General features: G+C 59.7%; 27 protein-coding genes. 16 read left to right on the top strand and 11 right to left on the bottom strand.

Annotation, left to right across the window (positions count from 1 at the left end; all coding sequences use genetic code 11):
* Positions 1-6: 6 nt before the first annotated feature.
* A complete protein-coding gene (locus Q1A63_RS14695; protein ID WP_298973771.1) occupies positions 7-1,095 on the bottom strand; it encodes an ABC transporter ATP-binding protein in 1,089 nt (362 codons plus the stop codon).
* Between the two features lie 128 nt (positions 1,096-1,223).
* Here Q1A63_RS14695 and Q1A63_RS14700 point away from each other — a divergent pair, with 128 nt between their 5' ends.
* Complete coding sequence (locus tag Q1A63_RS14700) at positions 1,224-2,231, top strand: ester cyclase (protein ID WP_298973772.1); 1,008 nt, start codon at positions 1,224-1,226, stop codon at positions 2,229-2,231.
* A gap of 10 nt (positions 2,232-2,241) precedes the next feature.
* Here the strand turns inward: Q1A63_RS14700 and Q1A63_RS14705 are convergent, their stop codons facing one another.
* Positions 2,242-3,465, bottom strand: coding sequence for an acyl-CoA dehydrogenase (locus Q1A63_RS14705; RefSeq protein ID WP_298973774.1), 1,224 nt, complete (start codon positions 3,463-3,465; stop codon positions 2,242-2,244).
* 111 nt (positions 3,466-3,576) lie between these two features.
* Between Q1A63_RS14705 and Q1A63_RS14710 the strand changes: the two genes are divergently transcribed.
* Both Q1A63_RS14710 and Q1A63_RS14715 read left to right on the top strand, forming a co-directional pair.
* Positions 3,577-4,467, top strand: coding sequence for a LysR substrate-binding domain-containing protein (locus tag Q1A63_RS14710; RefSeq protein WP_299632157.1), 891 nt, complete (start codon positions 3,577-3,579; stop codon positions 4,465-4,467).
* Positions 4,468-4,700: 233 nt separating this feature from the next.
* The gene (locus tag Q1A63_RS14715) at positions 4,701-5,015 is read left to right on the top strand and encodes a hypothetical protein (RefSeq protein ID WP_299632159.1); all 315 of its coding nucleotides are present in this window, start codon (positions 4,701-4,703) and stop codon (positions 5,013-5,015) included.
* A 4-nt stretch (positions 5,016-5,019) separates the two neighbouring features.
* On the opposite strand, the gene Q1A63_RS14720 is transcribed toward Q1A63_RS14715, so the two are convergent.
* Both Q1A63_RS14720 and Q1A63_RS14725 read right to left on the bottom strand, forming a co-directional pair.
* Positions 5,020-5,727: an SOS response-associated peptidase gene (locus tag Q1A63_RS14720; RefSeq protein WP_299632244.1), complete on the bottom strand. Its 708-nt coding sequence runs from the start codon at positions 5,725-5,727 to the stop codon at positions 5,020-5,022.
* A 100-nt stretch (positions 5,728-5,827) separates the two neighbouring features.
* Positions 5,828-7,384, bottom strand: coding sequence for a bifunctional metallophosphatase/5'-nucleotidase (locus Q1A63_RS14725; RefSeq protein ID WP_299632161.1), 1,557 nt, complete (start codon positions 7,382-7,384; stop codon positions 5,828-5,830).
* A 153-nt stretch (positions 7,385-7,537) separates the two neighbouring features.
* Between Q1A63_RS14725 and Q1A63_RS14730 the strand changes: the two genes are divergently transcribed.
* Both Q1A63_RS14730 and Q1A63_RS14735 read left to right on the top strand, forming a co-directional pair.
* On the top strand, positions 7,538-7,888 hold the full coding sequence (locus tag Q1A63_RS14730; RefSeq protein ID WP_298974373.1) for a DUF952 domain-containing protein: 351 nt from the start codon (positions 7,538-7,540) through the stop codon (positions 7,886-7,888).
* 13 nt (positions 7,889-7,901) lie between these two features.
* Positions 7,902-8,945 (top strand): quinone-dependent dihydroorotate dehydrogenase, encoded by a 1,044-nt coding sequence (locus tag Q1A63_RS14735; RefSeq protein WP_298973781.1) that lies wholly within the window; start codon positions 7,902-7,904, stop codon positions 8,943-8,945.
* Positions 8,946-8,948: 3 nt separating this feature from the next.
* Here Q1A63_RS14735 and Q1A63_RS14740 read toward each other — a convergent pair whose 3' ends face one another.
* Genes Q1A63_RS14740 through Q1A63_RS14750 form a run of 3 tightly spaced genes read right to left on the bottom strand, consistent with a single transcriptional unit; the run spans position 8,949 to position 11,210 of the window.
* Positions 8,949-10,283, bottom strand: a complete 1,335-nt coding sequence (locus tag Q1A63_RS14740) for an MATE family efflux transporter (protein ID WP_299632162.1) — start codon at positions 10,281-10,283, stop codon at positions 8,949-8,951.
* Complete coding sequence (locus tag Q1A63_RS14745; RefSeq protein ID WP_298973784.1) at positions 10,276-10,791, bottom strand: PaaI family thioesterase; 516 nt, start codon at positions 10,789-10,791, stop codon at positions 10,276-10,278. Before Q1A63_RS14745 ends, Q1A63_RS14740 begins: the two co-directional genes overlap by 8 nt.
* Positions 10,788-11,210, bottom strand: a complete 423-nt coding sequence (locus Q1A63_RS14750; RefSeq protein ID WP_298973785.1) for a PaaI family thioesterase — start codon at positions 11,208-11,210, stop codon at positions 10,788-10,790. Before Q1A63_RS14750 ends, Q1A63_RS14745 begins: the two co-directional genes overlap by 4 nt.
* A gap of 132 nt (positions 11,211-11,342) precedes the next feature.
* Between Q1A63_RS14750 and Q1A63_RS14755 the strand changes: the two genes are divergently transcribed.
* The 9 genes from Q1A63_RS14755 to Q1A63_RS14795 all read left to right on the top strand — a co-directional run bounded on the left by Q1A63_RS14755 (position 11,343) and on the right by Q1A63_RS14795 (position 20,694).
* The gene (locus tag Q1A63_RS14755; protein WP_298973786.1) at positions 11,343-11,717 is read left to right on the top strand and encodes a MerR family DNA-binding transcriptional regulator; all 375 of its coding nucleotides are present in this window, start codon (positions 11,343-11,345) and stop codon (positions 11,715-11,717) included.
* Between the two features lie 238 nt (positions 11,718-11,955).
* Positions 11,956-12,357: a MerR family DNA-binding transcriptional regulator gene (locus Q1A63_RS14760; RefSeq protein ID WP_298973789.1), complete on the top strand. Its 402-nt coding sequence runs from the start codon at positions 11,956-11,958 to the stop codon at positions 12,355-12,357.
* 37 nt (positions 12,358-12,394) lie between these two features.
* Positions 12,395-14,176 (top strand): acyl-CoA dehydrogenase C-terminal domain-containing protein, encoded by a 1,782-nt coding sequence (locus tag Q1A63_RS14765; protein ID WP_298973791.1) that lies wholly within the window; start codon positions 12,395-12,397, stop codon positions 14,174-14,176.
* 57 nt (positions 14,177-14,233) lie between these two features.
* Positions 14,234-14,446 (top strand): hypothetical protein, encoded by a 213-nt coding sequence (locus Q1A63_RS14770; RefSeq protein ID WP_298973794.1) that lies wholly within the window; start codon positions 14,234-14,236, stop codon positions 14,444-14,446.
* Between the two features lie 22 nt (positions 14,447-14,468).
* Positions 14,469-15,626, top strand: coding sequence for an acyl-CoA dehydrogenase family protein (locus tag Q1A63_RS14775; protein WP_299632166.1), 1,158 nt, complete (start codon positions 14,469-14,471; stop codon positions 15,624-15,626).
* Positions 15,623-16,261 carry a glutathione S-transferase family protein gene (locus Q1A63_RS14780; RefSeq protein ID WP_298973797.1) on the top strand — a complete coding sequence of 213 codons (639 nt, stop codon included), beginning with the start codon at positions 15,623-15,625 and terminating at the stop codon, positions 16,259-16,261. Before Q1A63_RS14775 ends, Q1A63_RS14780 begins: the two co-directional genes overlap by 4 nt.
* 68 nt (positions 16,262-16,329) lie before the next feature.
* The gene (locus Q1A63_RS14785) at positions 16,330-17,541 is read left to right on the top strand and encodes an acetyl-CoA C-acetyltransferase (protein ID WP_299632169.1); all 1,212 of its coding nucleotides are present in this window, start codon (positions 16,330-16,332) and stop codon (positions 17,539-17,541) included.
* A 4-nt stretch (positions 17,542-17,545) separates the two neighbouring features.
* Positions 17,546-18,496 (top strand): hypothetical protein, encoded by a 951-nt coding sequence (locus Q1A63_RS14790; RefSeq protein WP_299632171.1) that lies wholly within the window; start codon positions 17,546-17,548, stop codon positions 18,494-18,496.
* Positions 18,493-20,694, top strand: a complete 2,202-nt coding sequence (locus Q1A63_RS14795) for a 3-hydroxyacyl-CoA dehydrogenase NAD-binding domain-containing protein (RefSeq protein ID WP_299632173.1) — start codon at positions 18,493-18,495, stop codon at positions 20,692-20,694. The genes Q1A63_RS14790 and Q1A63_RS14795 overlap by 4 nt, the downstream gene beginning before the upstream one ends.
* Before the next feature lie 82 nt (positions 20,695-20,776).
* Here Q1A63_RS14795 and Q1A63_RS14800 read toward each other — a convergent pair whose 3' ends face one another.
* Entirely contained in the window at positions 20,777-21,463 is a 687-nt protein-coding gene (locus Q1A63_RS14800; protein WP_298973806.1) for a Hint domain-containing protein, read from the bottom strand.
* 242 nt (positions 21,464-21,705) lie between these two features.
* Positions 21,706-22,362, bottom strand: coding sequence for a sulfotransferase family 2 domain-containing protein (locus tag Q1A63_RS14805; RefSeq protein WP_298973808.1), 657 nt, complete (start codon positions 22,360-22,362; stop codon positions 21,706-21,708).
* Positions 22,363-22,496: 134 nt separating this feature from the next.
* Here Q1A63_RS14805 and Q1A63_RS14810 point away from each other — a divergent pair, with 134 nt between their 5' ends.
* The gene (locus Q1A63_RS14810; protein WP_299632176.1) at positions 22,497-24,128 is read left to right on the top strand and encodes an AMP-binding protein; all 1,632 of its coding nucleotides are present in this window, start codon (positions 22,497-22,499) and stop codon (positions 24,126-24,128) included.
* A 106-nt stretch (positions 24,129-24,234) separates the two neighbouring features.
* Positions 24,235-25,248, top strand: a complete 1,014-nt coding sequence (locus tag Q1A63_RS14815; protein WP_298973810.1) for a hypothetical protein — start codon at positions 24,235-24,237, stop codon at positions 25,246-25,248.
* Positions 25,249-25,278: 30 nt separating this feature from the next.
* On the opposite strand, the gene Q1A63_RS14820 is transcribed toward Q1A63_RS14815, so the two are convergent.
* Positions 25,279-25,902: a hypothetical protein gene (locus Q1A63_RS14820; RefSeq protein ID WP_298973811.1), complete on the bottom strand. Its 624-nt coding sequence runs from the start codon at positions 25,900-25,902 to the stop codon at positions 25,279-25,281.
* Between the two features lie 92 nt (positions 25,903-25,994).
* Positions 25,995-26,627, bottom strand: a complete 633-nt coding sequence (upp, locus tag Q1A63_RS14825) for a uracil phosphoribosyltransferase (RefSeq protein WP_298973812.1) — start codon at positions 26,625-26,627, stop codon at positions 25,995-25,997.
* Between the last annotated feature and the right edge of the window lie 4 nt (positions 26,628-26,631).

Here is a 26,631-nt window from a genome sequence, read left to right on the forward strand (position 1 = left end):
TATTTATCAAGCAACGCCGATGCGCGTCCCGCTGTCTTTGTTGCCCGCGTCGATGCGTGCCCCGGTGTCCTTGTCAAACAAATGGCAAATCGCTGTCGGGACATTGAACGAAACCATGTCCCCGATCTCCGCCCGGAATTCCTTGTGTGCCTTGACCGACACCAGCTGCCCCCCAGCCCGCACGGTCAGCATCGTGGCATCGCCCAGCAGTTCGATGGTGTAGATGGGCGCGGTGATCTGGCCACTGGCCCCTTCGGCCAGCGTGGCGTCTTCGGCGCGAAAGCCCAGCGTGACAGGGCCATCCGACCCGTTCAGGCCCGAAATCGACACGTTGTCACCTGCAAAGGTGCCACCGCGCATTTCGCCCTCCATCAGGTTCATTGCGGGGCTGCCGATGAAGCTGGCGACGAACGTATTGGCTGGATGGTCGTAGATGTCGGTCGGTGTGCCCACCTGCTGGACCTTGCCCTGCTTCATCACCACAACACGGTCGGCGAGCGTCATCGCCTCGATCTGGTCATGCGTCACGTAGACTGTCGTCACTTTCAGCTCGTGACTGAGGTTCTTGATCTGCGCGCGGGTCGAGACGCGCAGTTTCGCATCAAGGTTCGACAGCGGCTCATCCATCAGGAAGACGTTGGGCTCACGCACGATGGCGCGGGCCAGCGCCACGCGTTGGCGTTGCCCCCCCGAAAGTTCTGCCGGTTTGCGGTGCAGGAAATCGTCCAATTCGACCATCGCGGAGGCCCGACGGACACGCGTATCATGCTCCTCCTCGGGCACCTTACGCACCTTCAGCGGAAAGCGGATGTTCTCGTAGACATTCATATTGGGATAAAGGCCGTAGGACTGGAACACCATCGCCACATCGCGATCTTTGGGGTCCAGATCATTCACCACCTTACCATCGATGATGATCTCGCCATCGGTTGCATCCTCAAGACCTGCGATCATGCGCATCGTGGTCGTCTTGCCGCACCCTGATGGGCCGAGCAGCACGAGGAATTCCTGGTCCGCAATCGTCAGGTCAAAGTTATCGACGCCAACGAAGCTGCCCCATCTTTTGTTGATGTTCCGCAGTTGAATTTCAGCCATGATGTCCCCGCTGTCGCAGACCTGCCTTTTGCAGGCTTTTATCGACGCTAGACATTCCCGCCCTCACTTGGCAAGAGTTTTTTGCACACGTGTGCAAAACCGATTGAGCGCCGCTCAGGGATTCAGCAATGCAAAACACCACACCCGAAATTCGCGATTTTTTAAACACCGTGATCCACGCGGATGATGCAGCCCTGCAACCGCTTTGTGCCCGGTTTCTGCATCCCGGCTGCGTCTTCGAAATCTCATATCCCTTTGAGCCCCTGCAAGGTCCGAAGGCCATAATCGATGGTTTCCTGAGACCTTTGCGCGCGGCGTTGCACCATACCCGGCGGCGTGACGAAATTTTCATCAGCGGTGCCAATCGACGCGACGAAGGCGGCGATTGGATCGCCTGCGTCACGCATTATCTGGGCACCTTCAGCGGCGCATTTATGGGCATCATACCATCGCAAAAACTGGCGTTTTTACGGTCAGGCGAATTCTACAGAATCGAAAACGGCCAGATAACCCAGGCGCGAATCATCCTCGATTTACCAGATCTCATGCGTCAGGCGGGCCGTGATCCTTTTCGCGGCCAGCTTGGCCTGGAGACCCTGTTTCCGGGGCCGGCAACCCATGATGGGGTCTTGCCCGAAGGGTCGAATGGCGCCGCGAGCCTTGATCTGGTGGAGGCCATGCTGGGCGATCTGCACCACTATGACCCACACACTGGTGGCTCCGAAGGCCAGACCGGTCAGGATGGGTATTGGGCAGAGGACATGCTGTGGTACGGGCCCGGCGGCATCGGGTCGAATTACCGCTGGGAGGGGTTCGTCAGGGATCACCGCGCGCCGTTCCTGACGGCGTTCCCCGACCGAAAGGGCGGCAATCACTACTGCCGGATTGGCCACGGCAACTATGCTGCGGTGTCGGGCTGGCCATCAATGACAATGACCCATCGCGGCGACTATCTGGGTATCGCGCCGACCGCTCGCGCCCTGACGCTGCGCGTCATGGATTTCTACCGATGTGCCGACGGTAAGATCGCGGAAAACTGGGTGCTGCTCGACTACATGCACCTGATGCACCAAATGGGCGTAGATCTGATTGCCCGCTCGAATGAGCTGGCATCCCCTGCGCAAGCGCCCCCCTAAACCTGAACCATCAGAAAAAGGCCTGAAGCCCGGTCTGCGCCCGCCCGAGGATCAACGCGTGAATGTCATGGGTGCCCTCGTAAGTGTTCACCGTTTCCAGGTTCATCATGTGCCGGATCACCTGGAATTCGCCGCTGATGCCGTTACCGCCATGCATGTCGCGGGACATGCGGGCAATATCCAGCGCCTTGCCACAATTGTTGCGCTTGACGATGCTTACCATCTCGGGCGCGGCCTTGGCCTGATCCATCAACCGCCCCACCTGCAACGCGCCTTGAAGGCCCAATGATATTTCGGTCATCATATCGGCAAGCTTCTTCTGGAAAAGCTGGGTACCCGCCAGCGGCTTGCCAAACTGATGACGGTCCAGCCCGTATTGACGTGCCGCGTGCCAGCAGAATTCGGCAGCGCCCATCGCGCCCCAACTGATGCCATAGCGCGCCCGGTTCAAACACCCGAAGGGTCCTTTCAGCCCCTGAACATTTGGCAAAAGCGCCTCTTCGCTTACCTCAACGCCGTCCATCACGATCTCACCCGTGATCGACGCCCGCAGCGAGAGCTTATTGCCCACCTTGGGCGCGCTCAGACCCGCCATGCCCTTTTCCAACACAAACCCACGGATTTTCCCGCCATGGTCTTCGGATTTCGCCCAGATCACAAAAACATCCGCAATCGGCGCGTTGGAAATCCACATTTTCGACCCGGTGATCTTATACCCTGTCGCCGTTTTTTCCGCCCGCGTCTTCATGCCTGCGGGGTCGGACCCGGCGTCAGGTTCGGTCAGGCCAAAACACCCGATCCACTCTCCGGAACAGAGCTTGGGCAGATATTTCTGGCGTTGTGCCTCTGACCCATATGCGTAAATCGGATAGATCACGAGACTGGATTGCACTGACATCATTGACCGATAGCCGGAATCAACCCGCTCAACCTCACGCGCGACCAGACCGTAGGACACGTAGGAGCCACCCAACCCGCCGTATTCCTCCGGGCAGGTCACGCCGAGCAAGCCCATCTCCCCCATTTCGCGAAAAATGGATGGATCGGTGACTTCGTCGGCAAAGGCCTCAATGACGCGGGGTTGCAGTTTTTCCTGCGCATAGGCCTGCGCGGAGGCCTGGATCATACGCTCATCTTCCTGCAACTGCTCGGACAGGCGAAAGGGATCAGACCATTCAAAAGCGCCAAGATCGGGCGCGTCCTTGGCTTTCAGGATAGGGCTTTCAACGTTCATGTGATGTCCTTTCGATGCGGCAGGGATCGGGTCGGTCTTTGCCTCATTATTGCAAATTCAGGGCTAAAAGACTAACGATGCTTTGTTCTGCAAATCATGAGAAAAACTCATATGTCTGTCCCGCGCCGCTATTTGCCGTCGATCTCCGCGCTGATCGCCTTTGAAGCCGTGGCGCGGCTGGGCAGCGCCACACACGCCGCCGCCGAGCTGTCCCTGACGCAAAGTGCGATCAGCAGGCAGCTCAAAGCGCTCGAAGATCAGCTTGGCGTGGTTCTGCTGCGGTGCGAGGGTCGGGGTTTCGTGCTGACCCAAACGGGACATGAATATGTGCGCGAAGTCCGCGCGATATTGCAACGGTTGGGTCGGGCAACAATCTCTGCACGCACAAATACCGAAGGCGGCCCCCTGAATCTGGCCATTCTGCCCGCCTTTGGCATGCATTGGCTGGCACCAAGACTGCGGGATTTCGCGCGGCGGCACCCGGAAGTGACGGTAAACCTGTCGACACGACTGGCCCCTTTCGATTTTCGCACCTCGACCTTCGACGCCGCCATCCATTTCGGACGCGAGGACTGGCCAGGGGTTCGCTACCTGCCACTGCTGCCCGAAATTGTTGTGCCGGTGTGCGCGCCATCGCTGATCCCGACGCCGCTGACAGACCCAAATGAAATCCTCGGCCATGACCTTCTGCATCTCGACACGCGACCACGCGGTTGGGTACGCTGGATGCGCGCGCTGGGGCTGGATGCCGAGGTGCCGCCGGGCATGGTCTTTGACCAGTTTTCCACGATGGCACAGGCTGCGATTCATGGCCTTGGCATTGCGCTACTGCCGACATTTTTTGCAGAACCCTATCTGGCGGACGGGCAGTTGGTGCTTGCCTCACAACGCACCTCCGAAAGCATCGGCAGCTACTATCTGGTCTGGCCCGAAGACCGGGAAGAGCGCAGTGCGCTGACCTCATTTTGCAACTGGCTGGCCACGCAAACGGTAAACCCTTAGCAGGTAACGGTTTTTGAATCCCCCACCACAACCAACGAGAGAAAATTAATTAATTTCAATATATTGTACCGTTTTCAGAAACACTCTGTGCGCGGGCGCATTGCCGTTCCCGCGCCATTGGTCGGGCCATTTTCAGCCTTATTTCAAATTTAGTTCAAAGGCATCTGCCGATTGGGTGGGACCGGTCTAAGGATGTTATTGATTTGCTGCTCAAATCTGCTTTACCAGTTGCCTTGTTACTCTTTGGATCGGTCTCATTCACGGCGGTTCAGGTGCGTGCCGACGAACATATCGTCATGATACTTCAATCCGCATATTTTCCCGATCTCATCAGCGTCGAGATGGGCGACACCGTGCGTTTCGTGAACGCCAGCGGCAGCAAGCATACGGTCGGAAGTTCAGAAGGGATTTGGTCAACGGACATGATCGCCGATGGCGCCGAAGTCACTTTGGAGATCAGGCAGGCCATGGCGGGACGGTTTCACGGCTGGACCAACAGCTTGATCGAAGGACGGCTGGATCTGATCCGCGCGCCCCTGCCGGACTGACACGCTATCGGCCCACCATGACTTGTGCTGCAACATCGTCGTCATCAATGAGCTCGTGGATAAGCGCCGCACCCGAAGCGCGATTTGAATTCACATCACGCTTCACGCGGTGCATCCGCAACGCGTCGTCGGGTGCCGCCCGCATCAGCACCGCCGCCCCATGGCCCGCCTCTCCCAGCCACAATGGCCAATCCTTTTGCTGCAATATCACCGGCATCCTGTGGTGAATTGTCGACATCGGCGCATTTGCACCGGTTGTGACCAAGGCGCAGCTGCGCAGCACATCACCCTCCGGGCTTGTCCAATCCTGCCAAACGGCGGCCATCACAAGCGCCGCCCCGTCCGCACGTGTGATGTACCAGGGGTTGCGCTGGCCTTCGGGCGTTTTCGTCCATTCGTAAAACCCGGTGACGGCGACCAGAGCGCGCCGGGCGCGGACAGCCTCTCTGAACGCAGGTTTCTGCGCGATGGTTTCAGATCGCGCGTTGATCAGCAGGGAACCGGCGTTTGTTGTCTTGTACCACGCGGGCAGGAACCCCCACCGCATTTGCGTCAGCCGTCGCGCTCCGCCCTCGGACTTTGAAACGACATGGATCTGATTGGTCGGACATACATTGTAATTCGGCACGTCAGGCAGATCATTGTCTGGCTGGGCGTCGAAGAGTTGCGCCATCGCATCGCTGGGTTGGGTGATGACAAAACGGCCGCACATCCGCGGACCGTAATCGCTCAATCCGCGGGTATCCAGAGATCCGGGCATAAAAAAACGCGCCCGAGCTGGACCCGGGCGCGTTCGCGTTTATCAGAGGGCGTTACTTCGCTGAAATGCGACCATCCGTGTAGGGCGTATAGGGGCCGTGTTCTGCGAGGAATTCCGCTGTGACATCCGCCAGATCGGGCCCGAAATCATAGGCATTGGCCGCTGTTTTGAACATATCATAACCATCGCCGCCATTGCGTACGTAGTTGTTGGACACCACGGCATAGACCTTGGCCGGATCAATCGCCGCGCCGCCGACCATCACGTCGCTGATGCGGCTACCCGCCGGTTGGGACACGTCAAAGGCAAAGCTCATACCCGCCACCTGCGGGAAACGGCCTGCGCCTTCCTCGTGCTGACTGACGCCGTTTTCGAGCGCGGCGATGATGGTCTCACCGGTCACCTCGAACGTGCTGAGCGTGTTCTGAAACGGCAGGACGGTCAGCACCTCGCCCATGGTCACCTTGCCCGCGTCGATGCTCGCGCGGATGCCGCCACCGTTCTGGATCGCGATCTGCACCCCCTGGTCCTTCACCCTCGCGAGCATCGCATCGGCGATCAAGTTGCCCATCGCGCATTCACGGGCGCGGCAATCCTCCCGCACGCCCACGATTTCCGCAGCAGTTTCGGCCACGATCTTGTTGCGGATTTCTTCCAGCGGTTTGGCAGCCTCTGCGATCCGCGTTGCGGTCGCCGCATCCTTGGCAACCTGTCCGTCAATCAGGATCGGCTCACCCTTGGCTTCGGTGAGAGTGCCATCGTCGTCAAAGGTGACGTTCAATTCGCCCAGAAACTTGCCGTAGGCATAGGCCTGCACGATCGCGGTATCGCCGACCATCGTCGGATAGGGACCTTCCGCCCTGTCATTGGTGTTTGAGAGCAGTGAATTGGAATGGCCGCCGACAATCACATCAACGCCAGAGGTTTCCGCCGCAACGCGCTGGTCGGTCCGGTAACCGGAATGGCTCAACACGATGATCTTGTTCACACCCTCTGCTGTCAGTCTGTCCACCTCACCCTGTACCGCCGCAACGGGATCGGAAAAGGTGATGTTGTCGCCCGGGGAGGCCAGTTCATCTGTATCCTCCGGCGTCAGGCCGATGAGGCCGATTTTTTCGCCACCCCGTTCGATCACCGTGGATTTGGCCAGCTTGTCCGCCAGCAAAGGTTCGCGCGAAACATCCGCGTTCGACATCAGCACCGGGAAGTTCACCGCATCCATGAACCCGCGCAGCACTTCCGGGCCGTCGTCAAATTCGTGGTTGCCGACGGTCATGCCGTCATACCCCAGTTTGTTCATCATTTCGGCGGCCAGCGTACCCTTGTAGTAGGTATAGAAGAGCGTGCCCTGGAACTGGTCGCCCCCGTCGACAAGAATGGCGTTGTCGGACCGCGCGCGCGCCTCCGCGATGGCGGTAACCAAACGCGCGGAGCCGCCGAAGCATTCGCCCGCTGCATCATCTTCCGCAGAGCAGCCGCTGTCATATTTGCTGATCGGCTCAAACCGTGCGTGGAAATCATTGGTGTGCAGGATGGTCAGATTGTATTCAGCCGCTGCCATGCCACTGGTCAGGGCAAGGGCGGCGCTCGCTGTCAGGAATCGTTTCATGGGTTTTTCCTCGTTTGGACTCTGCCACCATCGTGGCGAGTGCCGAAACGACTGTCAAAGCATCTGGAGCGGCTTGCCTTTGCGTCAGGGTCGAAAAATGTCAGCATGATGGAGGCCTTGACCCCACGGGTGCTGCAAGGCATCAGAAGCGCCATGATGATTTACAAGATTTTCCGGGCCTCCGAATGGGCCGATCTGCGTGCAAACGGCACAACAGCCGGGGCGCCCATTGATGTGGCGGACGGCTATGTGCATTTCTCAACCGCATCGCAAGCCGCTGAAACCGCTGCGAAACATTTCGCTGGTGCAGACGATCTGATGCTGCTTGCCGTTGACACGGACCGTCTGGGCGACGCCCTGAAATGGGAAGTATCGCGGGGCGATCAATTGTTCCCGCATCTCTACCGGGATCTGCAAATAGCCGATGTGGTCTGGGCGCAGCCTTTGCTTTTGAAAGATGGCGCGCATGAGTTCCCCGCGGGTCTGGAAGAGGCCAGCGCGTGAACGCACAGCGGCAATGAAAAAGCTTCTTGAACAAATCGGTCTGCGCGCACTGCGCCAGATCGATCCCGAAAACGCCCATGCGCTAGCGATCCAGGCGTTGCAAAATGGCCTGGCACCGGCCCCCGGCCCGATCACCTCTGACCGTTTGAAAACACAACTGGCGGGCATGGCGCTGCCCAACCCCATCGGCCTTGCCGCGGGTTTCGACAAGAACGCACAGGCGATTGCGCCCCTGTCGCAAGCCGGTTTCGGGTTTCTTGAAGTGGGCGCTGCGACGCCGGTGCCGCAACCCGGCAATCCCAAGCCGCGTTTGTTCCGCCTGGCTGAGGATGGGGCCGCCATCAACCGCTTTGGCTTCAACAACGACGGGATGACGGCCATTGGCGCGCGGCTTGGCGCGGCGTCATCCTCGGTGCCGGTGGGCATCAACCTTGGCGCCAACAAGACCAGCGAAGACCGTGCCGCGGATTTTGCCAAGGTCATGGCGCATCTGGGTGGCGCCGTCGATTTCGCGACGGTCAATGTCTCCTCCCCCAACACCGAAAAACTGCGCGATTTGCAGGGGCCAGCGGCGCTGGCAGGATTGCTGGACGGCGTGATGCAGGTGCGTGGCACTACACCTGTCTTCCTGAAAATCGCACCTGATCTGAGCAGGGACGAAATCGCCGATATCGCGACGGTGGCGCGGGACGCCCGCGTCGATGCACTCATCGCAACCAACACAACGCTATCACGGGACGGTCTACGCAGCGCCCATGCGTCCGAAGCTGGCGGGTTGTCCGGCCAGCCGCTTTTTGAGCGATCCACGCGGGTACTGGCGCAGCTTTCCGCCCAGACAGATATTCCAATTGTTGGTGTCGGCGGCGTTGGATCGGCAGAGCAGGCCTACGCCAAAATCTGCGCGGGCGCATCCGCCGTGCAGCTTTATACCGCGCTGGTGTTTGGCGGGCTGTCGCTGGTCAGCGAAATCGCACAAGGCCTCGACAAACTGCTGGCGCGCGACGGGTTTGCCTGCGTGCAGGAGGCTGTGGGCAGCCGCCGCGGTGAATGGCTCTGACGGTCAGGTTTTCTCTGCCGAGGCCTCCAGTGCCGGATACCTCAGGCCCAGCGTGACCCCACGTGCGATGAATGAAATCAGCAGTGCCAACCAGAGCCCGTGATTTCCGAGCAGCGGCAGCAACACCAAAATGGCCGCCCAATAGATCACAAAACTGAGCGCCATCATGTTGCGCATGTCCCGGCTGCGCGTTGCCCCGATAAAGATGCCATCCAGCATCCAGGCCGCGCACCCAACCAGCGGGGCCAAGACCATGTAAGGCAGGAACACCCGCGCGGTGGCCTGCACCTCCGGGTCCTTGGCCATCAGATCGATGATCCATCCACCTGATAGCCCGAAGGCCGCCGCTGTTGTGACGCAGATCACCAGGCCCCAGGTCGATGTGAGCACAGCACTTCGGCGCACATAGGCACGATCCCCACGCCCGATGGCGCGCGCAATCAGCGTCTCCGCCGCAAAGGCAAAGCCGTCCATGGCGTAGGCGGTGATGTACATGAACTGCACCAGCACCTCATTTGCCGCCAGCGTCACATCGCCGAACTTTGCGCCGATGAAGACAAAGGACGAAAAGATGATCATCAACATCGCCGAACGCAGCAGGATATCGGTGTTCAGCAGCGCCATCCGGATCAACTTTGCGCGGTCGAAAATGCGCGGCCAGTCGCGCCAATCAGGTCTGCGAAAGGCGCTTCGGCAGAACCACAAGCCAAGCGCGGCCCCTGTCAGTTCCGCGATCACGGTGGCAATGGCCACACCGGGCACACCCCAGTCAAAGACCAGTACAAACAGCAGATCAAGCAGGATATTGGTGCCGTTCATGACCAACTGGACCCAGAAGACGCCGCCCGTGCGCTCCATCGCGACCAGCCAGCCGGTCAGCGCATAGACCGCAATGGCAGCGGGCGCTGTCCAGATGCGGATCGTCAGATAGGTCCGCGCGAGGCTTTCAACCTCATCGCTGGCCGGTGCCAGCCGCAAAGCGCCCCAGAAGATCAGCGGCTGCAGAATGATCAGTGTTATCCCGCCCGCCAGCGCCACCAGCAGGGCGCGGGTCAACCAGGCGGAAACCTCGGCCTTATCCCCTGCCCCTTCGGCCTGGCCCACAAGCCCGACCGTGCCCATGCGTAGGAACCCGAAAATCCAGTAGACGGTCGACAGGATGATCGCGCCCAGCCCAACCGCGCCAATGGGAGCAGCCTCGCCCATCTGCCCTACCACGCCGACATCCACCGCCCCCAGAATGGGAACCGTGGCATTGGACAAGACGATGGGAAGGGCGATTTTCAGGACACGCCTATGCGTCACCGCTGCCTGGGGCGTGGTTGCCGTGTCAGTCACGGCGTTGGGGCATCAGGAAATGCCCGGTTGCCTGTGCAAAAAGCCGGTTGCGATTGTCCTGCCAGGCTTCGACATGCACCGACGCATACCGCCGCCCGGACCGGTTGATCCGCGCCCGCGCATAGGCGTCCCGTGGCAGACCAGATCGCAGGTAATCGGTTGAAATATCAATGGTCTTGGGCAATCTGGGCAAGCCACCGTTTTCGAGAGATTCCGTGTTGATCGCCCCCGATTCCACATCCTCCCACAGGTAGGTCCAGCTCAGCGTGATGATCGCGGTGACCTCCAGAAATGCCGCAGTGACGCCGCCATGGATCGCGGGCAGCATCGGGTTGCCGATCAGTTTCTGATCGAACGGCAGAACACCGGTCAACTCATCTCCCTTACGCTCAAACTGCATGCCGAGGTACTGAATATAGGGCACGCCTTCGACCAGCGCCCGCAAGGTCGCATCGCGGCGCTGTTTGATCACCTGAACCGGCTCCGGTGGGCGCCGCGGCGCCTTCATCGCGCCCCCTCCACGGTAAAGGCGCCCGTCGCCGCCGCCACCGGGTTGTCGGTATCAGCATCCGTCGCCGTCGCCCGGACAAAGGCCACCGTGCGTGTCACGTGATAGCAGGTGGCGCGCGCCGTGATCGCCTGACCCGGCTTTGCCGCCCGCATATAATCAATGCGCAAGTCGATCGTCGCAGTGCCGCCGGGATTTTCCGGATGGCTCATCACCGCAGCGCCGCAGCAGGTATCCATCAGCGCCGACACAGCCCCGCCATGGATGACCCCGGTTTCGGGATCCCCCACAAGCTTTTCATCATAGGGCATTTCGATGGTTGCGACACCTTCCCCCATGTCCGTCAGGCGCATGCCCAATGATTTGCTGTGCGGGATGGCTTCGATAAACTGCCGCGCGATGTCGGTTTTTGTGGCCATGGGTGTCTGCTCCGATCGGCTTGTCCCGGATGTATCTGCGCCCTTTATCATCCCAGAGCCCGCCGAAGGGCAAGAGCGACGGTTGCGCTTGACGAATTAGAGTCCTAGCCTGCACGCAGGGAGAGAAACGGCATGACAGAGCAGCGCCTGACATTCAAAGAAATGTGCGCCAAATTCGACGTGACCCCGCGGACGTTGCGCTATTACGAATACATTGAGTTGTTACAGCCGGATCGCGAAGGGCGTGCACGTTTTTACGGCCCTCGAGAAAGCGCGCGGATGAAACTTATTCTGCGCGGTCGCAAATTCGGCTTTCAGCTCGAAGACATTCGACAGTGGCTGTTGATCTACGAAAAAGAAGGCACCGCCGCGCAAATGGAAGCCTGGGTCACCCTGGCGGATGGCCAGTTAAAGGAACTGGCAGAGCAACGCGCGCAGCTGGACGAGGCGATGCAAGAGCTTCAGGATCTGCGCGACTCCGTGGCCAATGAGATCAAAACCACCTGATTTTAACCGCTTTTGAAACGACTCACCGCTTCATTGCCGCTTGGGCATCTGGGGTCCTGTTTGTGCGGATTGGCGGTTTTTTGCGCTCATAGTGATGTGACGCAGCGTGTCGCTTGGTTTCCGCGATGGCATTCGGGAAAGTGACGTGACGTTCAGGTTACGTAAACGTAATCTCATATTGTAGCAGCAGGGCCAGACAATATCTGTACCGCGTTCCGATGCCGAAAAGAGTAGATCAATGACAGATGAGACGATGACCATCCGCGAGATGTGCGATGCGTTTGATGTAACGCCCCGGACGTTGCGTTTCTACGAATCCAAAGAGCTTTTGTTCCCGATCCGCGAGGGGCAAAAGCGTCTGTTTACCCGACGCGACCGTGCGCGGTTGAAACTGATCCTGCGCGGCAAGCGCTTTGGCGTGAGCCTGGAGGAGCTGCGGCAACTGCTGGATCTCTACGACATGGGCGATCAGCAGAACGCGCAACTTCAAGCCTCCTATGAGGTCGGGCTCAAACGTCTGGCCGAAATGGAAAGCCAGCGTGACGCCTTGAACACGGCGATTTCGGATCTGCGCGACCAGCTGAAGTGGGGCGAAGAGATGCTCGCCTCGATGAACACGTCGCGCGACGCTGCAGAATAGCGCCACCAGACATCACGATTTCAGGGAGAGAGACCAGATGCCCCGTTACACCGCCCCCACCAAAGACATGCAATTTGTCCTGCACGACGTGCTGAATGTCACCGGCCAGGACATCCCCGGATATGATGAGCTTGAAGCGGATTTCACCTCGGCCATTCTGGAAGAGGCGGGCAAGCTGACCTCCGAAGTGCTGGCCCCGCTGAACGTGGTTGGTGATACCGAGGGCTGTGTTCTGGAAAACGGCGTGGTGCGCACGCCTACTGGTTTCAAGGCAGCCTTTGAGCAGGTCAAAGAAGGCGGCTGGCCCGGGCTGGACATGCCCGAGGAGTACGGCGGTCAGAACATGCCTTACGTGATCGGCACCGCGGTCGGCGAGATGTTTTCGTCCTCCAACATGGCCTTCACGATGTACCAGGGTCTGACCCATGGCGCGGCATCGGCAATCCTGGCCCACGGGACAGATGCGCAGAAAGACATGTATCTGCCCAAGATGGTCGCCTGCGACTGGACCGGCACGATGAACCTGACCGAACCGCATTGCGGTACCGATCTAGGCCTGATGCGTACCAAGGCCGAACCACAGGGTGATGGCAGCTACAAGATCACCGGACAGAAGATTTTCATCTCCGCCGGTGAGCATGACATGTCCGACAACATCATTCACCTGGTGCTGGCCAAAATCACCGGCGCGCCGGAGGGCATCAAGGGCGTGTCGCTCTTTATCGTGCCGAAATTCATTGTCAAAGACGACGGTTCCCTGGGAGAGCGGAACGGCGTTGCCGTGGGTAAGATCGAAGAGAAGATGGGTATCCACGGCAATTCCACCTGCGTCATGAACTATGATGGCGCAACCGGCTATCTCCTCGGCGAGGAGCACAAGGGCATGCGCGCCATGTTCACCATGATGAACGAGGCACGTCTGGGCGTGGGCATGCAGGGCATGTCACAGGCCGAGGTCGCCTATCAGAACGCACTGGATTACGCCAAGGACCGGCTGCAAGGCCGCGACGTGACGGGTGTTAAGAACCCCGAAGGACCCGCCGATCCGCTGATCGTGCACCCGGACATCCGCCGCTCGCTGATGGATCAGAAGAGCTTTGCCGAAGGCGCGCGGGCGTTCATCCTCTGGGGGTCGACCCTGATCGATGCGGCCCATCGCGGCCAGGACAAGGATGCCGATGGTCTGGTGTCCCTGCTGACACCGGTGATCAAGGGCTTCCTGACCGATCAGGGCTATGACATGACCATCAAGGCGCAGCAGGTCTATGGCGGCCACGGCTACATCGAGGAATGGGGCATGTCGCAATACACCCGCGATGCCCGGATCGCGATGATCTATGAAGGTGCCAATGGCGTTCAGGCGCTTGATCTTGTCGGGCGCAAGCTGGCACAGGATGGCGGCAAGCATGTGATGGCCTTCTTCGAGCTGGTGAAGTCTTTCATCAAAGAAAACGCAGGCCAGAATGCCGAATTCGACGCACAATTCCTGGAGCCGTTGAAAGCCGCGAGCAAGGATCTGCAGGCAGCGGGCATGTATTTCATGCAAAACGGCATGAAAAACCCGAATAACGCGCTCTCGGGCTCCTATGATTTCATGCATATGTTTGGTCATGTCTGCCTCGGCCTGATGTGGGCAAAAATGGGCAAAGCGGCGCGAACCGCCCTGGACACCGGTGCTTCTGACGTTGCGTTCTATGAGACAAAGCTGAACACCGGTCGCTATTATATGGCACGGCAATTGCCAGCGACGGCCCTGCACCTCAGCCGGATCGAAACCGGTGCCGATACTGTGATGGCGTTGGAGGTGGCAAACTTCTAAGGTCGGAAAAGTGGGCTACGACCCACCCCCTTTCCGACGCTGCAAAGGACCCGGCCCATGCCCAAACGTTTCCGTCTGACCCGCCGTTTTCCCGTCGCCATGACAGAAGACGGCTACCGCAGGCTCAAACGTTTCGCGGGCGACGCCGGTCTGGACGAAGGCGAAGCGCTGTCGTTTCTCTTTGAGAATTTCGACAGCGTCATCAACGAAGAGACGTTCGGCCACCGGCTGCGGCTCTTCAATGCGGAGCTTGATGCACGCAAGAAATGAGCACATCTGGGGAGGGTGCGAGATGAAAGACGGATCAAGCGACACCTCCGGTTGGATGACCGAAGAGCACCGCATGACCGCGGAGATGACCGCGCAATTCATCACGACCGAATGGTCACCCAAATTTGAAAAATGGCGCAAACAGGGCCAGATGGACCGTGAAACCTGGGCAGAGGCCGGTGCTCTGGGTCTGCTCTGCCCCTCCGTGCCCGAAGCCTATGGCGGGCCGGGTGGCGATTTCGGTCACGAGGCCGCAATCCTCATCGAGGCCTCCGGCGCCAATCTGGCCAGCTGGGGGCACGGCATCCATTCCGGGATCGTGGCGCATTACGTGCTTGCCTACGGCACCGAGGAACAGAAACAACGCTGGCTGCCAAAGATGGTGTCGGGTGAGCTGGTTGGCGCGTTGGCGATGACCGAACCCTCCACTGGGTCCGACGTGCAGCGGATCAAGACCAAAGCGGTGAAGGACGGAAACGTCTACCGACTCTCAGGGCAGAAAACCTTCATCACCAACGGTCAGCATGCGAACCTGATCATCGTGGCCGCCAAGACCGACCCGACCGAAGGGTCGAAAGGCGTATCGCTGGTCATTGTGGAGACCGATGGCGCCGAAGGGTTTAGCCGCGGGCGCAACCTTGAGAAGGTCGGACTGCATGCGGCTGACACGTCTGAACTCTTCTTTGACGCGGTGGCGATCCCGCCCGAGAATATCCTCGGCGGTGATGAGGGTCAGGGCTTCTATCAGATGATGCAACAACTGCCTCAGGAACGGCTGATCATCGGCTGCGGCGCGGTGGGGGCCATGGAGGGCGCGGTGGAACGCACCATCGCCTATTGCAAGGAGCGCGAAGCCTTTGGCGGCCCATTGACGCAATTCCAGAACACCCGCTTCAAGCTGGCCGAATGCAAGACCCGCACTGCCGTGGCACGCGCCTTTCTGGACCAATGCATCGCGGCACACCTGCGCGGTGAACTGACGGTCGAGCGCGCTGCCATGTCGAAATACTGGCTCACCGACACCCAATGCGACGTGCTGGACGATTGCGTGCAGCTGCACGGGGGCTACGGGTTTATGCAAGAATACGCCGTCGCGGAAATGTGGGCGGACGCGCGCGTGCAACGCATCTACGGTGGCACCAATGAGATCATGAAAGAACTGATTGCGAGGACCCTATGACCATCCAACTCTATTGCTTTGGCGAAAGCGGCAATGCCTACAAGGCCGCACTTGCGCTGCAGCTCTCGGGTCTCGATTGGGAGCCGTTCAAGGTCGATTTCTTCGGGGGCGAGGCACGCACGCCCCAGTACCGCGCAGAGGTGAATATCATGGGCGAAGTGCCAGTGATGGTCGACGGCGATCTGCGCCTGACCCAATCGGGCGTGATTCAGGACTACGTCTCTGAAAAGTCGGGGAAATTCGGTGGTACGGATGCGGCCGAACGGCGCGAGATACTGCGCTGGGTGCTCTGGGACAATCACAAGCTCAGCTCGACCGCTGGGCCAACGAGGTTCCTGATGAACTTCCTGCCCGAAGACAAACGCCCGGCAGAAGTGATAGCGTTCAACCAGGGGCGTCTAAAGGCCGCCTATAGCGTTTTGAACGACCACCTCGCGGGCCGTGATTGGATTGTTGGCGACGGGATCACCAATGCCGACATCAGTTGCTGTGGCTACCTGTACTATCCTGAGCCCTTTGGCTTTGACCGCGCCGACTGGCCGCACATCGATGCCTGGCTCACCCGAATTTCCGAAACACCGGGCTGGAAAGCCCCCTACGATCTGATGCCCGGCAGCCCCGCTGACCGCGCCTGACCCGAAATACGGCGCGGGATCGCGCCTGATCAAGATACCGCGTGCAACCGCGCGAGAAGGAGACCCATATGACCGAAGCATACATCTATGATGCGCTGCGCACCCCGCGCGGCAAAGGCCGCAAGGACGGCAGCCTGCATGAAGTCACGTCACTGCGCCTGTCCGCGCAGACGCTGAATGCCGTCAAGGAACGCAACAACCTCGAAGGTCACGCGGTCGAAGACGTGATCTGGGGCAATGTCACCCAAGTGATGGAGCAAGGTGGGTGTCTGGCCCGTTCCGCCGTGCTGGCCTCTGATCTGGACGAACGCATCCCGGGTCTCGCGATCAACCGCTTCTGCGCCTCCGGCATGGAAGCCGTCAACCTTGCGGCCAATCAGGTCAAGGGTGGCGCGGGGGAGGCCTATATCGCGGGCGGTGTGGAAATGATGGGCCGCGTCGCCATGGGCTCGGACGGGGCGGCGATTGCCGTGGATCCGACGCTGGCGATGGAAAAATACTTTGTCCCGCAGGGGATCAGTGCCGATATCATCGCGACCGAATATGGCTTCACCCGCGACGACGCAGACCAACTTGCGGTGGAGTCGCAACGCCGGGCCAAAGCGGCTTGGGACGATAAGCGCTTCGCCAAATCAGTCATCGAAATCCGCGACCAGAACGGCTTGCCGATCCTCGATCACGACGAATACATGCGCCCGCAGACCGATATGCAGAGCTTGGGCGGTTTGAACCCTGCGTTTCAGGCGATGGGTGAGGTCATGCCCGGTTTCGACAAGGTCGCGCTGATGAAATACCCGCATCTGGAGAAGATCAACCACATCCACCATGCGGGCAATTCCAGCGGCATCGTCGATGGGGCGGCGGCGGTTCTGATCGGCTCGAAAGCCTTCGGCGAAAAGCACGGGCTGAAGCCCCGCGCCCGCATCCGTGCGACTGCCAAGATTGGCACCGATCCCACGATCATGCTGACCGGCCCGGTGCCGGTGACCGAGAAAATTCTCGCCGACAACGGTATGGACATCAAGGACATCGACCTCTTCGAGGTCAATGAGGCCTTTGCCGCTGTCGTCTTGCGCTTCATGCAAGCCTTTGATGTGGAAAGCGAAAAGGTGAACGTGAATGGCGGATCGATCGCGATGGGTCACCCGCTGGGGGCCACCGGTGCCATGATCATCGGCACCCTGCTGGATGAGATGGAACGCAGCGACAAAGAGGTGGGGCTTGCCACGCTCTGCATCGCCTCGGGGATGGGCGCCGCGACGATCATCGAACGGGTGTAACCGCGTGGTCGGCGTCACCGCCCTGACCGTCTATCAGGAGACGTTGGATGTCTTGTCCAACGCGATCATGACAGACGACACAGGCACGGCGCTGGCTCGGACCAAACTGCCACACCTCCATCGCACGTTGAGCAGCGAGGTGGTGGTGGAGACACCTGAGGATCTGGTCAAAGGTATTTTGGCCTTTGGTCAGGCCGTCAAAGGGCTAGGGGCAACCAATCTGGTGCGCCTGGCCACGGAGGCTAAGTTTCTCAGCGAAAACTACATTGCCGGCTACCACGTCACCTACACGCTGCGGGATGCGGTGCCGGTGGTCGACAGCTACGCGAGCCGCATGGTGTTGCTGCGCGAGGATGGGGTCTGGAAGATGTTGGAGGTGGAGAGCATGCTGGATAACCCGCATTGGCCGATCTACATTCCCCGTGTGCATCACGATGCGGGGCGCACACAGGCCCTGGCATCGCCGGAAAATGATGCACGCAAGCAGGCCGTGCATCCGCTGACCATTTACCAAAGCTTCATCGAGGACCTCTCCGCGGCCAATACCGAGGACGATTTCGAGACCTACTGCAGTTATCTGCTGTTTCCCTACACGTCGCACACTGAGTTTGCCGATACGATCATTGCAACACCAGAAGACGTGCGCCCCTTTTTCGATATGCTGCGCGACACCATGCGGGAAAAGTCCTGCGACCGGCTGGTGCGGCGCGCAGAGGATGCGGAGTTCATCTCCAGCGATCTGATCTGCGGCTATCACGCAACTGAATTCTGCGCCGGTGAGACCTGTGTCTTTGGACCGATCAAGTCGCGCATGATCCTCAAGCGCGAGAACACCAACTGGTACCTGAAATCCGTGACCAACTCGCTGGCAAACAGCCGATTTCCTTACAACGTCCCCAAGCCGTCCAACGCCTTGGTGACCCTGCGAACAATCCAAGAAAGGACCCGGACATGACCGAGTTTACAACGACAACCGACGGCGACGGCATCGCCACCATCACCTGGGATGTGCCCGAAAAGTCCATGAACGTGATGTCCTACGAAGGGCTCGCGCAGATCGACAAGCTGATGGATGACGCGCTGGCCGATGACGCGGTAAAGGGCATCATCCTGACGTCCGGCAAGGAAGGGTCCTTTGCCGGTGGGATGGATCTGAACCTGATCGCCAAGATGAAAGCGGATGCGGGCGACAACCCGGCCAAAGGTCTTTTCGATGGGGTGATGGACATGCACCGCCTGCTGCGCAAGATCGAGCTAGCCGGGATGGACCCCAAGACGCAAAAGGGCGGCAAACCGATTGCCTGCGTTCTGCCCGGCACGGCGCTGGGTATTGGTCTGGAACTGCCGCTGTCGTGTCATCGCATCTTTGCAGCCAACAACCCCAAGGCCAAGATCGGCCTGCCCGAAATCATGGTGGGCATCTTCCCCGGCGCGGGTGGCACAACCCGTCTGGTGCGCAAGATGGGCGCGATGGCGGCCTCACCCTTCCTCCTGGAAGGCAAGCTGGTCGACCCCGTGAAGGCCAAGGGCGCAGGCCTGATCGACGAGGTCTCTGACGACCCGATGACAGACGCCCGCGCTTGGGTTTTGAACGCCAAAGATGCTGATCTGGTCAAACCCTGGGACGCCAAAGGCTACAAGATGCCCGGCGGCGCGCCCTATCACCCGGCGGGCTTCATGACCTTCGTGGGCGCCTCCGCCATGGTCAACGGCAAGACGCAAGGGGTCTATCCGGCTGCCAAGGCGCTGCTTTCCGCGGTCTATGAAGGCGCGCTCGTGCCCTTCGATACTGCACTGAAGATCGAGGCGCGCTGGTTCACCTCGGTCTTGCTTAACCCCTCGTCTGAGGCGATGATCCGCTCGCTCTTCATCAATAAAGAAGCGCTGGAGAAAGGTGCCGTGCGCCCCACAGATGTGGCCGACCAGCGGGTGAAGAAACTGGGCGTGCTGGGCGCGGGCATGATGGGCGCGGGCATCTCGCTCGTCTCCGCACAGGCGGGCATCGAAGTGGTGCTGATCGACCAGACGCAGGAGGCCGCGGACAAAGGCAAAGCCTACACTGCAAATTTCGCCGACAAGGGAATTCAGCGCAAAAAGACCACGCCGGAGAAGAAAGAGCAGCTGCTCAACCTCATCACCGCGACGACCGACCTCGACGCACTGAAAGGCTGCGACCTGATCATCGAAGCGGTCTTCGAGGACCCCAAGGTCAAGGCCGAAATGACGCAAAAGGTCGAGGCGGTGATCCCCGAGGATTGCATCTTTGCCTCCAACACCTCCACTCTGCCCATTACGGAACTGGCCAAGGCCTCAAGCCGCCCGGAGCAGTTCATCGGCATCCACTTCTTCTCGCCTGTCGAGAAGATGCTGCTTGTGGAGATCATCAAGGGCAAGGGTACCGGCGACCGCGCTGTGGCCAAGGCGCTGGATTACGTGCGCCAGATCCGCAAGACGCCGATTGTCGTGAACGACGCGCGGTTCTTCTACGCCAACCGCTGCATCATCCCCTACATCAACGAAGGCATCCGCATGGTCGCCGAGGGCGTTGAGCCCGCGCTCATTGAGAACGCCGCGCGCCTTGTTGGCATGCCGCTGGGACCGCTGCAACTGGTCGATGAGACCTCGATTGATCTCGGCGCCAAGATTGCCCGCGCCACGAAATCCGCGATGGGCGACGCCTACCCCGATGCCGCAGTTGACGAGGTGATTTTCTGGATGGAGGGCGAAGGCCGCCTGGGCAGGAAGTCCGCCGCCGGGTTTTATGCCTATGATGAAAAAGGCAAACGGCAGGGGCTCTGGGACGGGCTGGCCGCCAAATACCCTGTCTCAGACGATCAACCCGATCTGACGGACGTGCAGCACCGTCTGCTCTTTGCCCAATCGCTGGAGGCCGTGCGGGCGCTGGAGGAAGGTGTACTTATGGACATTCGCGAAGGCGACGTGGGTGCGATCCTGGGCTGGGGTTTTGCGCCCTGGTCCGGCGGACCGCTCAGCTGGCTCGACATGATCGGCGCACCCTACGCCGCTGAACGCTGTGACCAACTCACGGAAACCTTCGGCGACCGTTTCGCCTGCCCCGATCTGCTGCGGGACATGGCGGCGAAAGGTCAGAGTTTCTATGGCAGGTTTGCCAAGGCCGCCGCAGCCGCCTGATTGCAATCAGAAAAGGAAAAGGGGGGTCTGCCGGCCCCCCTTTTTGCTGCTCGCCACCTGCTCGGCGCCTTGTATCAGCATCTCATGCGACCAGAACCATCTCCGTCGCACCAAAAACATATCCGGCCCCCTGCATCAGGGAGCGCTTGACCATCTCACCATCGGCGAGCATAGCGCGCGCCTGCGCCAGCGAAGCCACTTCATAGAGCACTTCGGCGGGCGCAATCATATCGTGCAACATCACCATGCTGCGCGGGCAGTGGATCAGCAGACCACCGTCAATATAGATTACTTCATCGCTCGCAAAATGAAGAGTGACCACTTCGACCGGCTGCCACGGCGCTTCTCGGCGAATGCCGCACAATCCTTCCAACGCCTGCGCCGGCACCACCGCGAAGGGATCTCCCATCGGATCGGAGGCGGTCTCACTTTCCAGCATCACCCCTTGGTCCGGCAATAGGACCACTTCCTTTGCGTTTCCGAGCGCTTCTGCAGGGATGGTCACCGGCCAGTGTCCCGGCGCGACCTCTTCATCTTGAGCCCAAAGCGTCGTGCGCGTAATCTCGACAATGCGCTGTACACCGTTGTCAAAGGTCAGGACCTTATCGCCAACCACCAGCGATTCAACGCTCCGCCAGCCTAGATTTGCCGCAACCCGCGTGCCGACGACAAGGCCATGGCTGACCGGTGGCTTGATCGTCACACCCAGCGGTGCAATTGCCTCCGGCTGAAGGGGGGCGGCGGTTACGTTGACGCTCCATCCGTACATGATGTCTTTTCTTCCTAGGTGGCCCGCCCCTTCAATTCAGGCGGGAAAGTGTCTCTTCCAGCAGCAGACGACGACCAAACCATGACGGCGCTTGGCCACGATTGCGGCGCATGTAAGGCATTGTTTCCACAACTTTGTGTATTTTTTCTATATCCAGATGATTATTGCCCAAAAAGAAACAAAAATCCGCCGATGGCGGGAACTTGCTGTCCAGCTGTTAACCAATTCACGCTTTCCGAGAATCACCCGAAATCGTCAAATCGATAGCCAAATCTGGCAATATCCTCGGCGCAGACGTCCGCCACGATATCCCGCAAGTTTTGTGAATAGTAGTGCCGGTAATCGCTTTCCCGCGCCGAGCGGTTTTCATGTGGGATCTCTAGGCTAAACCCGAGATGTTCCTGCAATGGCGCGAGATCCGCTTCAAGCCGTTCCAACCGAATAAAGCTGCGGCAGCGTTCAACGCCTGTAACATCGCGCATATAACTGCTGGCTGGAGAGTGGCGCAGGCTTTCCCGAATGTGCCGATCAGTAAGAAAGCCATCGAATGGCCGTCGCTTTGCCGTGACAACACTGGGATGTTCAAACTGCTGTTCTTTCAGCCAGTGATAGTAGCTGACCACCCGATCCCATGGGTTGCGCACCAGCGTGAAAGTGAACATTCCTGCCAGTTCTTCCGGCGTCAAAATACCGTCGATGTCGGCGAGCGTGGCGTGTTTCCAGATCCGACCACGGGCTTGTAGACCCTGCAACCGGCGCTTGCGCCTGCGTGCCTTGGGCGTGTCGCCGATCAACAGATCGTCTTTCATGGCACGGTTCTCCAGCGCCATTGCCAGCGATGTGCCACCGGTTTTGGGGATATGGACAAAGACGTATGAGCGCCCTCTGGAAATGATCATGCTCGGCTCCCGGGATGGCGCCTGGGGCGCAGGCTCCAATTGTATGACAATTCTCTTTTCAAATCCCGTAAATCCAATATCCTGCGATATGCGCTAAACTGACACGACCAGGCGCGAATGGGGAGGGAAAACAAATGGGCTGGATGCAAGATGAAACCGGGTTGGACAAATGTGACGCCAACTACGTGGCCCTGACGCCATTATCCCATCTCCGTCGTGCCGCCCTCGTTTTTACCAATCATCCGGCTGTGATCTACGACAACCACCGGGTGACATACGCGCAATATTACGAGCGCTGCACGCGGCTTGCCTCGGCGCTGGCCGCAAAGGGCGTGGCGCCGGGCGAGGTTGTGGCCACCCTGATCCCCAACGTGCCTGCGCAGATCGAGGCGCATTTCGGAGTGCCCGCTTGCGGCGCAGTGCTGAACACCATCAACACCCGTCTCGACGTGGACACGGTCAGCTATATCTTTGATCACGGCGGCGCAAAGCTGTTGCTGGTCGACAGCCAGTTCCTTGATCTGGCCGAAGCTGCTTGTGCGCAAATGGACGGCCCTGCGCCGATGCTCATTGAGGTGCCGGATACCAACGCGGGTCATCCAGCCTCGGGGCGCCATGCAACTTATGAGGACATGCTGGCCGAGGGCGATCCAGGTTTTGAGTGGATTATGCCGCAGGACGAATGGGAAAGCCTCGCGCTCAACTATACCTCCGGCACCACAGGCAGGCCCAAAGGCGTGGTCTATCACCACCGCGGCGCCTATCTGATGACCATGGGCACGGTGGTGAGCTGGCGCATGGTTCTGCACCCGATTTACCTGACAATCGTGCCGCTCTTTCACTGCAACGGCTGGAACCATTCCTGGATGATGCCGCTGATTGGCGGTACCGTCGTGTGCTGCCGCGACATCACCGCGCCTGCCATTTTTGGCGCAATTGCCGACGAAGGGGTGACCCATCTGGGCGGCGCACCCATTGTGCTGAACATGCTGGTCAACGCACCGGTGGAAGAGCGCCGCAGCTTTAACCACGTGGTTGAGGTCTTCACCGCGGGCGCGCCCCCGGCGCCCGCCACGCTGAGCAAAATCGAAAGCCTGGGGTTCAACGTCACACAGGTTTACGGGCTGACCGAAACCTATGGCCACGTGACGGAATGCCTATGGCGCGGTGAGGATTGGGACGGGTTGGACAAACCTGAACGCGCGGCAGCGAAAGCGCGCCAGGGCGTTGCCTTCCCGATGATGGAAAACATCACCGTCATGGATGCCGAGATGCAGCAGATCCCCAAGGATGGATCGGCCCAGGGTGAGATCATGATCCGCGGAAATTCGGTGATGAAAGGCTATTACAAAAATCCATCCGCGACCCAGGAAGCATTTGCCGGCGGGTTTTTCCATTCCGGTGACATCGCGCTGCAGCACGGCGACGGGTATATGCAGATCGCCGACCGCGCCAAGGATATCATCATTTCCGGTGGCGAGAATATTTCTTCGGTCGAGGTTGAAGGCGTATTGATGGGACATGAGGATGTCTTGCTGGCCGCCGTGGTCGCCAAACCGGATGAAAAATGGGGGGAGGTGCCGTGCGCCTTCGTGGAGCTGAAACCCGGCGCCAAACCTGATCCGGAGGGGCTCATTACCTTTGCGCGTCAGACGCTTGCAGGCTTCAAGACCCCCAAGAAAGTCGTCTTTGAAGAGCTGCCCAAGACCTCGACAGGTAAAATTCAGAAGTTCGAATTGCGCAAAAAAGCACAGCTGCTGGACTAAAACCCCGCCGCCGTTCATTTGCACCCCTTATCGCGGCGCCCATTGCCTGAAAACGCTCAGATGGTAAGCTGCGCGCAACCAAAAAAGAGCAGCACCCACCGACGCCATGACGGCTTTGAAAAAATATGCCCGGCTTGAAGCAAGCGGCCTGTGGCGCGCGTCCGAGGATGCGCAGCGGCGCGAGGTGATCGTCTCGATAGGCGACGCGACCCTGATGATTTCCGACATGCGCGATCAGGCCATCACCCACTGGTCGCTGGCCGCTGTGCACCGGGCCAATCCAGGCAAACGCCCGGCCATCTATCACCCGGACGGCGATCCGGGCGAGACGCTCGAGCTGGACGCGGGCGAAGCGCAGATGATCGACGCGATCGAAAAACTCCGGCGTGCGGTCGAACGCGGACGCCCCCGCCCCGGCAGGTTGCGATGGGTGGGCATGACGCTCTCGATCGCCACCGTGGTTGCGGTTGGTGTCTTCTGGGTGCCGCAGGCTCTGGTCAACCACACGCTGTCGGTGGTGCCACAGGTCAAGCGGGTCGACATCGGGGAGGCTCTGCTGGCGCGGATCGAACGCATGACCGGCCCGGCCTGCGCCAATCCCGCGGGGCTGAAAGCACTAAGCACCCTGCGCGCGCGCCTAGGCGCAGACAAGATCAGCGTGATGCCCGGCGCGGTGCAGACCAGCCTGCATCTGCCGGGACAGCACATCCTGCTGAACCGGGCGTTGGTGGAAGACTTTGAAGAACCGGATGTTGCGGCCGGATATGCCATCGTGGAGCAAAACCTGTCCCGCAGGGATGACCCGCTGCGCGCCCTGCTGGAAATCGGCGGCACCTGGGCCAGCTTTCAGATGCTCACAACGGGTGAGCTGAAAAGCGAAATTCTGGACGGCTACGCAGAACACCTGCTGACCCGACAGCGCCAACAGCCCGATCCCGAAACACTCCTGCCTGTTTTTGAAGCCGCGCAGTTGCGCAGCACCCCCTACGCCTATGCGCGCGATATCACCGGCGAGACCGTGCTGCCCCTGATCGAAGCGGACCCGATGTCGGGCACCCCGTCCAGATCCCTACTCAACGATGCGGATTGGTTGCGATTGCAAAACATTTGCGGCGGCTAGGGCCACCCTACGCACGCGCAAATCGATGCTTTAGTCAATCAGCCGACGCGGCACCGTGTTGGTCCAGATCTGGTTCATGCTGGCGTCGCCGGCAAGCGTCTGTTCCGCACGGCGCGGGTTGAGCCGATCATCTTTCCAAACCGTGCGATAGCCCTTGGGCACCGAGACACCGCGTGTGGCGCGACGGTTTTGATAAACATGTTTCGGGAGCACCCGCGTCGCCTTAGTAACACCCTTCGCAGCAGCGTTTTCACGCGTCACAACAGTGCCTGCACGGCTCGGCGCCACGCGGCTTGTCTGCTGTGCCGGGCGCGCAACGACAACCGCCGTTTTGGACGCCCGGCCTGATGTCGCCTGCACCGGCGCTGCCGCCTCGACACCTGTCTCTTGTGGCGCTGCGGTCCGCAACGTGAACGTTGGCTGCAACCCGCAAATCAATCTGCGATCCCGCGTGACACGCGGCACCCATTGCACCGCATCATCAATACCGGCGCGAATGAAGACACAGCCCGAACTGTCGACATATTGTCGACCGGTATAACTGGCAGGGGGATATTCTTTCGGAGCAACGGTTGTTTGCGCTTCAGCTGCAGTACCGGAGAAGTTTAATGACGCTGCAATGCTTAGGATTGCGACAGTTATGGTTATTTTCATCATTGCCCCCACAAGATATAGGGGTGACGATGCCCGAAGACGACAAACAACGCAAGGCGCAGCACAAGGAATTTTAGCCCTTGGCAGCTATTCTACTTTGTGCCGAACATGCGATCACCCGCATCGCCCAGACCCGGCACGATATAGCCAATCTCGTTCAGCTTTTCATCCACCGCTGCGGTGACAATCGGCACATCGGGGTGCGCCTCACGCATGCGCGCGATCCCCTCCGGGGCCGCCAGCAAACACAGAAAACGAATGTTGGTCGCCCCGGCCTCTTTCAGCAGATCAATCGCCGCGACGGAGGAATTGCCCGTGGCCAGCATCGGATCAACGGCGATGACCAGGCGGTCATCCAGACCTTCGGGCACCTTGAAGTAGTATTGCACCGGCTGCAGCGTGGCTTCATCCCGGTAGAGCCCAACAAATCCGACGCGGGCGGAGGGGATCAGCTCCAGCACACCATCCAAAAGGCCGTTGCCCGCCCGCAGGATCGAGATCAGCGCCAGTTTTTTACCATCCAGCGTGGGCGCGTCCATCTGCTGCATCGGGGTTTCGATCTGTTTGGTGGTCATCGGCAGGCCACGCGTGACCTCATAGGCCAGCAACTGGCTGATCTCGCGCAGCAATTGCCGAAATACCGCGGTCGGTGTGTCCTTCGCCCGCATGATCGTGAGTTTGTGCTGCACCAGCGGGTGGTCGACGACGGTAACGTGATCGGTCATGGGG

The sequence above is a fragment of the uncultured Roseobacter sp. genome (assembly GCF_947499265.1).
Classification (GTDB): domain Bacteria; phylum Pseudomonadota; class Alphaproteobacteria; order Rhodobacterales; family Rhodobacteraceae; genus Roseobacter.